Below are 13,479 nucleotides of genomic sequence, written 5' to 3' on the forward strand. Positions count from 1 at the left end.
GCCGAAGCTCGCGGCGGAAATGATGAACAAGATGGGCTATGATGCGATGACCGTGGGCAACCACGAATTCGACGATGGCCCCGAAGTTCTGCGCGGCTTTATGGATGGCGTCGATTTCCCCGTTCTGATGTCCAATGCCGATGTGAGCCGCGAGCCTTTGCTTGCAGACAAGCTGGCGAAATCCACTGTGATTGAGCGCGGCGGCGAAAAGATCGGCTTGATCGGTCTGACACCGCAAAACACCGATGAGCTGGCCAGCCCCGGTCCAAATGTAACCTTCACAGAGCCTGTTGGCGCGGTGCAGGGCGAGGTCGACAAGCTGACCGAAATGGGCGTGAACAAGATCATCGTTCTGTCGCACTCTGGTTACGGCGTCGACCAAGCGGTTGCAGCGGGCACAACGGGTGTTGATGTGATCGTTGGAGGCCACTCTAACACGTTGCTGTCTAACACGAATGAACGTGCCTCTGGTCCGTATCCAACGATGGTGAACGATACGGCGATTGTTCAGGCCTATGCCTATGGTAAATTCCTTGGTGAGCTGAATGTGACCTTTAACGACGCGGGCGAAATCACCGAAGCCGCGGGCGAGCCGATCATCATGGACGCTGCAGTTGCTGAAGATGACGCAACAATAGCGCGTATCGCAGAAGCAGCCGCGCCGCTGGAAGAAATCCGCAACAAAGTCGTGGCAAGCGCCGCCGAAGCGATTGAAGGTGATCGCTCTATCTGCCGCGTGCAGGAATGCCCGATGGGTAACCTTGTGGCCGATGCGATGTTGGCGCGTGTTGCCGATCAGGGCATCCAGATCGCGATTGCGAACTCTGGCGGTTTGCGTGCCTCAATCGATGCAGGCGATGTGACGATGGGCGAAGTGCTGACGGTTCTTCCATTCCAGAACACGCTCTCAACCTTTAGCATTTCCGGCGCGACCTTGCTGGCGGCTTTGGAAAATGGCGTGAGCGAGATTGAAGAAGTTGCTGGTCGTTTCCCACAGGTTGCGGGCATGAGCTACACAGTTGATCCAGCTGCCGAAGTCGGTAGCCGCGTTTCAAACGTGATGGTTGGCGGCGCGCCAATCGATCTGGCGAAAATGTACGGCGCTGTGTCCAACAACTATGTGCGTAACGGTGGCGATGGCTACAAAATGTTCCGCGACGCAGTGGATGCCTATGACTACGGCCCAGACCTTGCTGATGTGACGGCAGAGTTCTTGGCAAAAACAGGCCCATACACGCCTTACACAGACGGTCGTATCACCGTTAAGTAAGCTACGTGCTTAAAGCTTAGTTTAGAAGGGGCGCGGTCTTAAGGGATCGCGCCCTTTTCCCATCTATCAAGGGATTGGCGCATGCGCGCACCGTAGCGGTGCCCTGTTTCCAGATCGCCCTCTTTCAACAATTCCCCGTCTTTCGATGAAACGCTTGCGGTGACGCCGACCCATGAACCATCGGTGTTTATGCCTTCGTTCTCAGGTACCACAGGCGCACCTGTTTCTGTCGCGCCGATCCAGACCATGCCCATCTGCGCGGCGAAGACAAACATGCTCATGAGCGCGTTCAATTTGTCACCTGCGGGGTGCAGCGCTGTCGAAAATCCGCCCGCCAGCTTGTCCCGCCATAACCCATGTTCCCAACGCGCAGCCGCTTTTTCAATGAAGGCGGTGAAGACCGATGGGAGCCCTCCCATATAGGTCGGTGCGCCCATGACGATTGCGCCCGCGTTGTCGAGAATGGTCCAATCGGCCTCGGTCAAGGTCGTGACATCAAACAGCGTTGCGTCTCCGCCAGCGGCGATGGCCTCTGCCAATGCTTTGGTGTGGCCTTCGGGAGAATAGTAAACGATGCAAAATGTCATGGGAGCTTTCGGGTTAATAAAATGAATGCCGCATAAAGAGCGCCTGCGCAGACCTTTTGCAAGGCACTAGAATTGCGTTAGAGTTGAGGCATGTGTGGACGTCTTGCAGTTACCCTTCCCAATGATGCTATGGCTCAGCTTTTTGCGGCGCAGCCTGCGAATAATTTGCCGGAGGTGCCCAACTACAATGTTTGCCCCACGACGCAGGTGCATGTGATCTGGAATGAAACTGGCACGCGGCAGTTGGGGCAAATGCGCTGGGGGTTCATCCCCCATTGGTACAAAAAGCCCAACGATGGCCCGTTGCTGATCAATGCGCGCGCTGAAACGATTGCGGAAAAACCCGCCTTCAAAGCGGCATGCCGCGAACGTCGGTGCCTGATCCCAGCAAGCGGCTTTTACGAATGGACAAAGGACGAAAACGGCGCGCGCGACCCGTGGTACATCCATGCTCAGGACAAAAGTATGCTGGCCTTTGCAGGCATTTGGCAGGATTGGAGCAATGGGGACGACCAATTTCGCACGTGCAGTGTCGTAACAACTGGCGCGAACGAAGCAATATCGCAAATTCACCACAGAATGCCTGTGATATTACAGCAGGATGATTGGGCGCTTTGGCTTGGGGAAAAAGGAAAAGGAGCAGCGCCGCTTATGCGTGCTGCCCCTAATGATTTTCTCGACTTTTATCGCGTCGATCGTGCGGTTAATTCCAATCGGGTGACGGGCCCGGAACTGATCGAACCATTCGCTGATTAGTCTGTCGATGTATCGGTTGTTTCTTCTGCGCCTTCTGAACCTTCTGGGCTGAAGTCAGCGAGCGGTGCAAGATCGAACGACAAAAGGCCTGTTTTGCTGATGTTGTTAGGATCACCATAGGTCAGCACAGTATCGGATGCGATTGGCAGCAGGTAGCTTTGGTTAAGACCTAGTGGGCCTGTTGACCAGCTTTCGTCTGTCGCTTCTGCTGTAATTGTGTCTTCCGTTTCATTGATGAATGTAACGGTATCGCCCGGGAAGAGATATGTAATCTCAGGGAAGAAGCCACCGTCAACAAAGATAATGTTGAAGTTGTCTGCAGATGCCGTTGAGGCAATGCTTGAGGCCGCTACTGCGAGGGCTAGAAAGGCTTTTTTGAACATGGTTTCGCTCCTTTGCGCATTGATTCACGCGCGGTTGGAGTGGGGATAGTCAGCGCCCAAGGCAAAATTAAGGCAAAATTGGGCAAAGCTTGCGTCGCTCTTTTCCACTTGTTCAGGTCCAATATCTTAACGGTTGGTTAACCTGCGTCGATTTTCGCATTGAAACGGCGCTCTGGTGATATTCTTGGCCAAGAGCCGCTTGACCCTCGGTGGGGCCTGATTTATGTCCGATCACAGAGTGCGGGCGTTGTGTAATGGTAAGACCCTTGCCTTCCAAGCAAGAGACACGGGTTCGATTCCCGTCGCCCGCTCCAAATCTCCCACAATATCCCATCACCTTTGACCAACCGCGCGCATGTGACGCCCTTGACCCGCCCGCTCGTCGTGGTCATTTAGACGTTCAATACCGACGGCTAAGGACCTCTCATGGCTTCTGATTCAACTACGCGACCCAGCCAAGTGGCCCCGAATGTCGGGGAAGCCGAGCGAGAAAAATCGAAAAAAATTGGCACGCTCTCAAGACTGTGGCCTTTTCTATCCCCTTATCGCCTGTTGGTGGTGCTGGCGGGATGCGCACTCACCTTAACTGCATGTATTTCGTTGATACTTCCGATGGCGGTGCGGCGCGTCGTTGATAATTTTGAGGTCGCGGAAGGCAGCTTGCTGGATCAATACTTCGCCGCAGCGCTGGGCATTGCGGCCTTGCTCGCGGTTGGCACGGCGCTGCGATATGCGCTGGTGACGCGACTTGGTGAACGTGTGGTGGCCGACATTCGCAAAGCGGTCTTTGATCGCGTGATTGGCCTCAGCCCTGCGTTTTATGAGAATATTATGACCGGCGAGGTGCTCAGCCGCATCACGACGGACACGACGTTGATCCTTTCTGTGATTGGCTCATCCGTTTCTATCGCGCTGCGCAATGTGCTGATCTTCTTGGGCGGTCTTACGTTGATGCTGTTCACCTCGGCCAAATTGACTGGTCTTGTTTTGCTTTTGGTGCCTGCGGTTTTGATCCCGATCTTGGTGTTAGGGCGCAAACTTCGGGTACTCAGCCGCGAAAACCAAGACTGGATCGCGGCCTCCTCAGGCAACGCGTCTGAAACACTTGGCTCGGTCCAAACCGTTCAGGCCTTCACCCATGAGGCGCAAAGCCAAGACGCCTTCGCTGATTTCACTGAAAAGAGCTACGACGCCGCCCGCCGCCGCATTACAGTGCGCGCGCTGCTGACGATGATCGTGATCTTCCTTGTGTTCTCTGGCGTAGTCGGCGTGCTTTGGATCGGCGCACATGATGTGCGCTCTGGTTTGATGACAACGGGCGCCCTGGTGCAATTCGTAATCTATGCGGTCATGGTTGCCGGCGCTGTTGCGGCCCTGTCTGAAATCTGGAGCGAACTGCAGCGCGCGGCCGGCGCAACCGAACGTTTGGTTGAGCTGCTTGATGCGGAAGACACTGTAAACGATCCAGCGACGCCTGTTGCCTTGGCAACCCCTGTGCGCGGTGAAATCACCTTTGATAATGTGACGTTCCGCTACCCAACGCGCCCAGACACCATCGCTCTTAATGAGGTCTCGCTCGATATTGCGGCTGGCGAAACGGTCGCCTTTGTCGGGCCAAGCGGGGCAGGGAAGACGACGATCATTCAGATGATCCAACGCTTCTATGATCCCGCCACTGGCAGCATTCGTTTGGATGGTATCGAGCTGCCAAAGATGGAGCGCGATGCCTTCCGCCAGTTCATTTCTATGGTGCCGCAAGATCCGGTCATCTTTGCCGATTCTGCGCTGGAGAACATCCGTTTTGGTCGCCCTGATGCGAGCGACGAAGATGTCTATGCCGCGGCCAAGGCCGCCGCTGCGCATGAGTTCATCGCTGCGCTGCCTGAAGGGTACAACAGTTATGTGGGCGAGCGGGGTGTGATGCTCTCAGGTGGGCAGAAGCAACGGATCGCCATTGCGCGCGCGATCCTGCGCGATGCGCCTGTTTTGCTGCTGGATGAAGCGACCAGCGCGCTGGACGCCGAAAGCGAACGCGCGGTGCAAAAGGCCGTTGATGAGTTGGCTGAGGGGCGCACCACACTGATCGTTGCGCACCGTTTGGCCACGGTCAAAAAGGCGGACCGCATCGTGGTCATGGAAGAGGGCCGTATCGTTGCGAGCGGCACACATGACGCCTTGGTCGCTGAAGATGGGCTTTACGCACGCCTTGCACGTTTGCAATTCACCGCAGGCTTTGAGGACGTTTAACTAAAGTTTGGGCGCTGCTGTGCTTTGGCGCTCAACCAGCGAGACGGGAATGACCACTTTGCAAAGCCCGTCTTCTTGATTGTCGTTATCTAGCGTCGAAAGCAGGATGCTTGCCGCCCGTTCACCCAGCTGCGTTCGGTCCTGCCGGATCGTTGTCAGCGGTGGAATGAATTGCCCTGCAAGGACAACGTCATCAAAGCCCATGACAGACACGTCTTCCGGCACTTTGATCCCATTACGCGAGAGTTCAGAAATAAAGCCAAGCGCCAGCATATCAGAGGCACAGAAAACCGCCGTTGGGCGGTTTTTCATGGCGATCCAGTCCTGCGCTGTTTTGCAACCGGCTTCCAAATTGAAATCGCCGGACATGATCCATTCAGATGGGTTCTCCAGATTTAGCGCTGCGATTTCTGCCTCGAACGCCTCTTTGCGCGCATGGGTGAGTACATTGTCCTCTGGCCCTGTCACATGGGCGATCTTTCGGTGGCCAAGTTCATGCAGGTAACGCACGGCCGTTTGCGTGCCGCGTCGGTTTTCACTGCGCACAGAGGGAAATTCGCCAGCTTCAGTCCATTCGCAGGCATAGATGATGGTGCGTGAAGATTGCCCCTGTTCCAGTGATTTGACTACATCGTCGGGCAAGCCCCCATCCAGAATAATGATCCCGTCTGCACGCACATCGTCGAGATAGTCGATCAATCGCTCACCGGTGTTTTTGATCTGGCTCGTGCTGGCGATCAACATCGAATAGCCCTTAGGCGCAAGGTGTGAAGAGATGCCTTCGAGGATCGTCGAGAAGAACGGATTTCCGAGGTCCGGTAGCAGCACCAGAATGGACTGAGAACGTTGCGTTCGCAGATTGCGCGCAGCCCGATTCACGCGATAGCCGCTGACTTTCACAGCCTCCGCAACACGCTTTCTTGTCGATTCGGAAACGACGTTTGGGTTTGACAACGTACGAGAGACCGTCGCAGTCGATACACCAGCCACGCGAGCAACGTCTTGAAGAGTCGAGGTTTTTGACATTGTCGCGCGTCCTTTCGTTTGTAATTTCTGTAATCGATTACATTGCTTGTTGACAAGGAGATCAAGCATAAAGCAATAATGTAATCGATTGCAGAGTTTGCAATTACGAAATGACACGCAAGAATTTGCGTTTTCTGGGAGGAAAAATATGTCTAAAACATTGAAGTCCCTGTTGGTAGGGACAGCACTGTCATGTGCAACGGTTGCACATGCGGTTGAATTGGAAGTCACACATTGGTGGACATCCGGCGGCGAAGCTAAAGCTGTAAAAACATTTGCTGACGCATGGAATGCGACAGGCAACACATGGGTCGACGGCGCGATCGCGGGCTCAGGCGGCACAGCGCGCCCAATCATTATTTCACGTATTCTCGGCGGTGACCCGATGGCAGCGACACAGCTGAACCACGGTCGTCAAGCTGAAGAGCTGATCGAAGCAGGCTTGCTTCTTGATCTGACAGACGTTGCTGAAGCGGGCGGTTGGGCCGATCTGGTTAACCCATCTTCCCTTCTTGAATCATGCACATTGGACGGCAAAATTTACTGTGTTCCAGTGAACATCCACTCCGCACAGTGGATCTGGTTGTCCCACGCTGCTTATGAAAAAGCAGGCGTAGACGTTCCATCCGATTGGAATGAATTCGTAGCAAGCGCACCTGCGCTGACAGACGCGGGCGTTCTGCCTTTGGCCATGGGCCAGCAGGGCTGGCAGCAAAGCATCGCGTTCGGTGCGATCACGCTGGCGGTTGCAGGTCTTGACGCTTGGAAAGCTGTAAACGTTGAAAAGAGCGCAGATGCCGCGCGCGGCCCTGAGTACACAGCAGCGTTCGAAGCGGTTGCAAGCGCACGTGCACTTGCAAAGGACTCAAACGTTCAGGATTGGAACCTTGCGACAAACATGGTCATCACCGGCGCAGCTGGTGGTCAGATCATGGGTGACTGGGCGCAAGGCGAATTCGCTGTTGCAGAGCAAGTTGAAGGTCAGGACTACTCCTGCCTCCCAGGTCTTGGCCTGAACAACGTTCTGGATACAGGTGGTGACGCGTTCTACTTCCCAGTGAACGACGATGCAGAAATCACAGCGGCACAGAAAGAATTGGCAGCCCTGCTGATTTCACCTGAAGCGCAGGTTAACTTCAACCTCGCAAAAGGCTCTTTGCCAGTACGCGGCGACATCGATTTGTCCGCTGCAAACGGCTGCATGCAAAAAGGTCTCGGCATCTTGGCTGAAGGCGGCGTTCTGCCATCCGCAGACATTTCCTTCTCTGCAGACACGCAAACACAGATCGAAGATCTGATGGCGCAGTTCTGGTCCAGCGACATGTCCGCTGCAGACGCTCAAGCTGCTTATGCAGACTTGATCGAAGCTGCTGACTAAGCAGTTTTCTTCGCCCAGCGGCATGTTCGCTGGGCCATCTCTCACTTAACCCCCTTATATTGGAGCCGACACGATGACCGTGGCCTCGGACCCCCAACCGCAAAAAGTTAAGCGGCCAAGTCGCCTATTCAAAAACCTAATGGCCAAGATTGCCTCGATCCCGATGATCTTGACGGCGCTGGTGGTTTTTGTTGGTGGCACAGCTTGGACCGTCGTTTATTCCTTCACCGGCTCTCGTATGTTGCCCAAAACCAAATGGGTCGGCTTTGATCAATACGAGCGCCTGTGGGACACGGATCGCTGGATCATCTCCGTCAAAAACCTCGCGATCTATGGTTTTTGTTCCATGGTGCTCACGCTGCTGATCGGCTTTTGCCTTGCAGCATGTCTCGACCGGAAAATCCGTTTTGAAGGCGCGTTCCGCACGATCTTTCTCTATCCCTTCGCGCTATCCTTTGTTGTGACGGGTCTTGCGTGGCAGTGGATCTTGAACCCCGACTTCGGTATCGAAAAAGTGGTGCGTGGTTGGGGCTGGGAAAGCTTTGCTTTCAACCCGCTCAACGATCCAAACACAGTGATCTACGGCCTTTTGATTGCCGGTATCTGGCAGGGCTCGGGTCTGATCATGTGTATCATGCTCGCTGGTCTGCGCGGCATTGATGAAGACATCTGGAAAGCAGCCCGTGTCGATGGCATCGGCACCGTGAAAACCTACGTCACGGTCATCATCCCGATGATGCGCCCGGTGTTCGTGACCGCGCTGGTTCTGATCGCGTCAGGCATTATCAAACTCTATGATCTCGTCGTTGCACAAACAGGCGGCGGGCCGGGCCTGTCGTCCGAAGTGCCTGCAAAATACGTGATCGAATATATGTTCCGCGCTCAGAACCTGGGCCAAGGTTTCGCCGCATCCACCATGATGCTGTGCTCAGTGATGGTGATCTTGATCCCTTGGGCCTACCTAGAATTTGGAGGCCGGAAACGTGGCTGATACTTCTGTAACTCTCGCTGATGGCCCCCGCGGTCCGAAGCCGAAGAAAACCTTCTCTCGCGGCAACATCTTCCTCTATGGGACGCTGATTGTTGTCTCTGTTTACTATCTTCTGCCCCTCTATGTGATGATCGTTACATCGCTGAAAGGCATGCCAGAAATCCGCATGGGCAATGTCTTTAGCCCGCCTATGGAGGTGACGTTCGAGCCTTGGGTCAAAGCATGGGCAGAGGCCTGCACTGGCATCAACTGCGATGGTCTGTCGCGCGGCTTTGGCAATTCGGTGCGCATTTTGATCCCGTCCATCACGCTTTCCATCGCGATTGCGTCGATCAACGGCTACGCGCTGTCGAATTGGAAATTTAAAGGCTCCGAGGTTTTCTTTACGATCCTCATCATCGGCGCCTTTATTCCCTACCAAACGATGCTCTATCCCATCGTGATCCTGCTGCGTGAAATCGGCCTGATGGGCGATATAGGTGGCTTGGTGCTGGTGCATACGATCTTCGGCATGCCGATCCTGACGCTCCTGTTTCGCAACTATTTCGCCTCCATCCCGGAAGAGCTGTTCAAAGCGGCGCGTGTGGATGGGGCAGGGTTCTGGCAGATCTATTTCCAGATCATGTTGCCCATGGCGCTGCCGATCTTCGTGGTTGCGATCATTTTGCAGGTCACAGGCATCTGGAACGATTTCCTCTTCGGTGTGATCTACACCAAACCCGCAACTTACCCGATGACGGTGCAGCTCAATAACATCGTGAACTCGGTCCAAGGGATCAAAGAATACAACGTCAACATGGCGGCAACGCTTCTGACGGGCATGGTTCCACTCATCATTTACTTTGCCTCCGGCAAACTCTTTGTCCGCGGCATTGCCGCAGGCGCAGTCAAAGGCTGATCAATCAAATGGCAAACTCAGTAGAAATCAAAAATCTGGATTTGAGCTTCGGCGCGGTCCAAGTCCTGAAACAACTCAATATCGACATCAAAGAGGGCGAATTCCTTGTTCTTCTCGGCTCGTCCGGTTGCGGTAAATCCACGCTTCTGAACTGTATCGCGGGCCTTCTGGAAGTCACCGACGGTCAGATCTTCATCAAGGGCAAGAACGTCACTTGGGCGGAACCCTCTGATCGCGGTATCGGCATGGTGTTCCAATCCTACGCGCTCTATCCGCAGATGACGGTGAAGGGGAACCTGTCGTTCGGTCTCAAGAACGCCAAGGTGCCAAAGGCCGAAATCGAGGAACGTGTCGCGCGTGTGGCCGAGATTTTGCAGATCGAACCGCTCTTGGATCGCAAGCCCGGCGCATTGTCTGGTGGTCAACGCCAGCGTGTCGCCATTGGCCGTGCTCTCGTGCGTGAAGTGGACGTGTTCCTCTTTGATGAACCTCTGTCCAACCTTGATGCCAAACTGCGTACCGACTTGCGCGTGGAACTCAAGCGATTGCACAAGAAGCTCAAGAACACGATGATCTACGTGACGCACGATCAGGTCGAAGCGATGACATTGGCGGATCGCATTTCCATTATGAAGGACGGCATGATCCAGCAATTGGACGCGCCTGAAGTCATCTATGAAAAGCCCTGCAATAAATACGTGGCGGACTTTATCGGCTCACCTGCGATGAACCTCTTTGAGGGCAAGATCGTCGATGACATCTTTACCGGTGCAGGCTTTGACGTGAACGTAAAGGGCTATGAATTCATGCCAGGCGCGCGCCGCGATAGCAAAGCATGGCTCGGCATTCGCCCAGAGCACATCGTCACGGGCGACGGGGCGAAGGGCATGACATTCAGCGGCACCGCCGAGATCGATATTGTTGAGCCAATGGGCTCTGACACATTGGTCTGGATCGATTTCGCAGGACAATCCGTTCGCGTGCGTACAGAGGGCCAATCCGGCCTCAAGTCGGGCGAAACCATCAACATCGGGTTCGACGCAGCGCGTCTCCACCTCTTTGACATGACAACTGAGACACGTCTCTAAATCTGAAAGTAAGAACATGGCAGTATCACTCCAACTCTATTCAATGCGTGAGCACACGGATCAAATCGCGCTTCTGGCTGAACTTCCAGCAATGGGCATTTCCATGGTCGAAGGATATGGCGGCGTTTACGGCGATCCAGCAGCCTACCGCGCGGCAATGGATGCCAATGGCATCACAATGCCAACGGGTCACATGGGCCTTGCGGACATCGAAGCTGATTTCGCAGCGACGATGGAGATCGTGAAAACAATGGGCATGCAGCGCGTCTATGCGCCCTACCTCGAAGAAAAGGACCGCCCCACGACCAAAGCTGGCTACGTGGAATTGGCCGAGCGCTTGAATGCAGCAGCTAAACTCTACGCAGCTGAGGGCATCGCATTTGGCTGGCACAACCACGACTTTGAATTCGTAGCGCTCGAAGATGGCTCCATCCCGATGGATATCCTGCTTGAAAATGCGCCTGATGTTCTGTGGGAAGCAGACCTTGCATGGATCGTGCGCGGCAACAGCGATCCGTTGGAATATGTGCAGCGTTTCGGTAGCCGTCTGTCCGCAATCCACGTCAAGGACATTGCTGAAGCAGGCTCCAATCTTGAAGAAGATGGCTGGGCTGATCTGAGCGCTGGCACATTGGATTGGACTGCGTTGCTCAAGGCATGCCGCGCGCAATCGACTGGTTTGATCTACATCCTTGAACACGACAAACCCACAGACCCATCCGCCTATGCGCAGCGCTCTGCGGCGGCGTTCGAAACTCTCTGGGAGGCAAGCAATGACTAAATTGCTCGGCGTCGGCATCATCGGATGCGGCAACATTTCTGCGGCTTACCTGCAATTGGCGCCTTTGTTCAAAGGCTACAAGATCGTCGCAGTGGCCGACATTAACATGGACAACGCGGAGGCCCGCGCAGCTGAATTTGGCGTGCGTGCGCACACGGTCGAGGACCTCTTAGCTGCGGATGATGTTGATCTCGTGATCAACCTCACCATCCCAGCCGCGCACGTGGAAGTGTCACGCGCCATCTTGGAAGCGGGCAAGCACGTTTATTCAGAAAAGCCCTTTGTTCTGAGCTTAGAAGAGGCACAAGAGCTGGGCGATTTGGCCAAATCCAAAGGCCTGCGCATTGGCACAGCGCCTGACACTTTCATGGGTGCAAGCCACCAGTTGGCGCGCAAGCTTGTCGATGATGGCACGATTGGCCGTGTCACATCTGGCACAGCCGTGATCATGGGGCACGGCATGGAGAATTGGCACCCGAACCCTGATTTCTTCTTCCTTAAAGGGGCGGGGCCGATCCTTGATATGGGGCCTTACTACATTTCCAACTTGGTCCAGCTTCTTGGACCCGTAGCGAAGGTCACCAGCGTCACAGGCGCTGCGCATTCCGAGCGCACGATTGCCAATGGTCCACGCCTTGGCGAAACGGTTCCTGTGGAAACGCCAACGACCATCCACTCGGTCCTGTCGTTTGAAAGCGGCGCGATCGTGACCCTGCTGGCCAGCTGGGATGTCTGGGCGCACAAGCACCCGACGATGGAGCTTTATGGCACTGAGGGCATGATGGATGTGCCTGATCCCAACTTCTTTGGCGGCACAGTGAGCGTCACTGAACGCAAGGGCGACGCGGTTGCCAAAGAATGGGACACGGAGCATCCATTCGGTGTTGTGAACTTTGAAGACGTGCACGCAAACTACCGCGGTGCGGGCCTTGCCGACATGGCACTGGCAATCACCGAAGGGCGCGCACATCGCTGCAACGACGCCTATGCCACGCATGTTGTTGAGGTCATGACATCCATTTTGGACGCAGGCGAAGCGGGGCAAGTGATGACCATGAAAACCACATGCGAGCGACCGCAAGAACTAGGACCGGAAGAAGCGCAAGCCTTGCTTGCCTAACATCGGCTAAAAACGGAGATTTCCATGACGACTTCTATCAAAGGGCCAGCACTTTTTCTGGCCCAATTCATCGGCGACGAGGCCCCGTTTAATTCGCTCCCGTCTATCGTGAAATGGGCGGCTGATCTGGGCTATAAGGGCGTACAGATTCCCACATGGGATGAAAAGCTGTTCGATCTGGAAAAAGCGGCCAGCAGCCAAACCTATTGCGATGAAATCGCAGGGGTTTGTGCAGAGCATGGCGTGACGATCACCGAATTGTCCTGCCATTTGCAAAGTCAGCTGGTCGCTGTTCATCCCGCTTACGACGAAGCCTTCGATGGGTTTGCCCCTGCACATCTGCACGGCAATCCCAAGGCGCGCCAAGAATGGGCCGTGGATCAAACCAAGAAGGTGGCGATTGCCTCCAAAAACCTCGGCCTCACGGGCGCGGTTGGCTTCACCGGTGCGCTGGCATTTCCGTACCTTTACCCTTGGCCGCAACGCCCAGCAGGTTTGGTCGAAGAGGCCTTTGCTGAACTCGCACGTCGTTGGAAGCCGATCTTGGATGTCTATGACGAAAACGGCGTCGATATGGGCTATGAAATCCACCCGGGTGAAGACGTGTTTGACGGCACCACCTTTGATCGTTTTCTCGACGCTCTCGACGGCCACAAGCGTTGCATGATCAACTACGATCCATCGCATTTCTTGCTGCAACAGCTCGACTATCTCGGCTTCATTGACGAATACCATGACCGCATTTCCGCCTTCCACGTCAAAGACGCGGAATTCAACCCGACCGCAAAGCAGGGCGTTTATTCTGGCTATGCTGGTTGGACCGATCGGGCAGGGCGCTTCCGCTCGCTCGGCGATGGTCAGGTGGACTTCAAAGGTATCTTCTCGCGCATGTCCCAATACGGCTTTGACGGCTGGGCGGTGCTCGAATGGGAATGCTGCCTGAAAAGCCCAGAA

Annotated in this window: 13 protein-coding genes and 1 tRNA gene; 11 read left to right on the forward strand and 3 right to left on the reverse strand. The window is 55.0% G+C overall.

Annotated elements, in window-relative coordinates; all coding sequences use genetic code 11:
- On the forward strand, nucleotides 1–1,270 hold a 1,270-nt coding region (locus ABJQ89_RS01415; protein ID WP_348494492.1), incomplete at its 5' end, for a 5'-nucleotidase C-terminal domain-containing protein.
- 38 nt (nucleotides 1,271–1,308) lie between these two features.
- Here the strand turns inward: ABJQ89_RS01415 and ABJQ89_RS01420 are convergent.
- Nucleotides 1,309–1,857: a flavodoxin family protein gene (locus ABJQ89_RS01420; RefSeq protein ID WP_348494493.1), complete on the reverse strand. Its 549-nt coding sequence runs from the start codon at nucleotides 1,855–1,857 to the stop codon at nucleotides 1,309–1,311.
- A gap of 90 nt (nucleotides 1,858–1,947) precedes the next feature.
- Between ABJQ89_RS01420 and ABJQ89_RS01425 the strand changes: the two genes are divergently transcribed.
- Nucleotides 1,948–2,613: an SOS response-associated peptidase gene (locus ABJQ89_RS01425; protein ID WP_348494494.1), complete on the forward strand. Its 666-nt coding sequence runs from the start codon at nucleotides 1,948–1,950 to the stop codon at nucleotides 2,611–2,613.
- On the opposite strand, the gene ABJQ89_RS01430 is transcribed toward ABJQ89_RS01425, so the two are convergent.
- A complete protein-coding gene (locus ABJQ89_RS01430) occupies nucleotides 2,610–2,996 on the reverse strand; it encodes a hypothetical protein (protein ID WP_348494495.1) in 387 nt (128 codons plus the stop codon). The two genes, ABJQ89_RS01425 and ABJQ89_RS01430, sit on opposite strands and share 4 nt — an antisense overlap.
- A gap of 240 nt (nucleotides 2,997–3,236) precedes the next feature.
- Between ABJQ89_RS01430 and ABJQ89_RS01435 the strand changes: the two genes are divergently transcribed.
- Nucleotides 3,237–3,310 (forward strand) — tRNA-Gly (locus ABJQ89_RS01435).
- Between the two features lie 112 nt (nucleotides 3,311–3,422).
- Nucleotides 3,423–5,243, forward strand: a complete 1,821-nt coding sequence (locus ABJQ89_RS01440; protein WP_348494496.1) for an ABC transporter transmembrane domain-containing protein — start codon at nucleotides 3,423–3,425, stop codon at nucleotides 5,241–5,243.
- Here the strand turns inward: ABJQ89_RS01440 and ABJQ89_RS01445 are convergent, their stop codons facing one another.
- Nucleotides 5,244–6,269 (reverse strand): LacI family DNA-binding transcriptional regulator, encoded by a 1,026-nt coding sequence (locus ABJQ89_RS01445; protein WP_348494497.1) that lies wholly within the window; start codon nucleotides 6,267–6,269, stop codon nucleotides 5,244–5,246.
- 148 nt (nucleotides 6,270–6,417) lie between these two features.
- On the opposite strand from ABJQ89_RS01445, the gene ABJQ89_RS01450 reads away from it, so the two are divergent.
- The 7 genes from ABJQ89_RS01450 to ABJQ89_RS01480 form a co-directional block, all read left to right on the forward strand.
- On the forward strand, nucleotides 6,418–7,647 hold the full coding sequence (locus tag ABJQ89_RS01450; RefSeq protein ID WP_348494498.1) for an ABC transporter substrate-binding protein: 1,230 nt from the start codon (nucleotides 6,418–6,420) through the stop codon (nucleotides 7,645–7,647).
- A 139-nt stretch (nucleotides 7,648–7,786) separates the two neighbouring features.
- A complete protein-coding gene (locus ABJQ89_RS01455) occupies nucleotides 7,787–8,638 on the forward strand; it encodes a sugar ABC transporter permease (protein ID WP_348494499.1) in 852 nt (283 codons plus the stop codon).
- Entirely contained in the window at nucleotides 8,631–9,536 is a 906-nt protein-coding gene (locus tag ABJQ89_RS01460) for a carbohydrate ABC transporter permease (protein ID WP_348494500.1), read from the forward strand. Before ABJQ89_RS01455 ends, ABJQ89_RS01460 begins: the two co-directional genes overlap by 8 nt.
- Nucleotides 9,537–9,544: 8 nt before the next feature.
- A complete protein-coding gene (locus ABJQ89_RS01465; RefSeq protein WP_348494501.1) occupies nucleotides 9,545–10,624 on the forward strand; it encodes an ABC transporter ATP-binding protein in 1,080 nt (359 codons plus the stop codon).
- A 16-nt stretch (nucleotides 10,625–10,640) separates the two neighbouring features.
- Nucleotides 10,641–11,405 (forward strand): sugar phosphate isomerase/epimerase, encoded by a 765-nt coding sequence (locus ABJQ89_RS01470; RefSeq protein WP_348494502.1) that lies wholly within the window; start codon nucleotides 10,641–10,643, stop codon nucleotides 11,403–11,405.
- Entirely contained in the window at nucleotides 11,398–12,525 is a 1,128-nt protein-coding gene (locus tag ABJQ89_RS01475; RefSeq protein ID WP_348494503.1) for a Gfo/Idh/MocA family oxidoreductase, read from the forward strand. The genes ABJQ89_RS01470 and ABJQ89_RS01475 overlap by 8 nt, the downstream gene beginning before the upstream one ends.
- A gap of 24 nt (nucleotides 12,526–12,549) precedes the next feature.
- On the forward strand, nucleotides 12,550–13,479 hold a 930-nt coding region (locus ABJQ89_RS01480), incomplete at its 3' end, for a sugar phosphate isomerase/epimerase (RefSeq protein WP_348494504.1).

The organism is Planktotalea sp., from assembly GCF_039984035.1.
Taxonomy (GTDB): domain Bacteria; phylum Pseudomonadota; class Alphaproteobacteria; order Rhodobacterales; family Rhodobacteraceae; genus Planktotalea.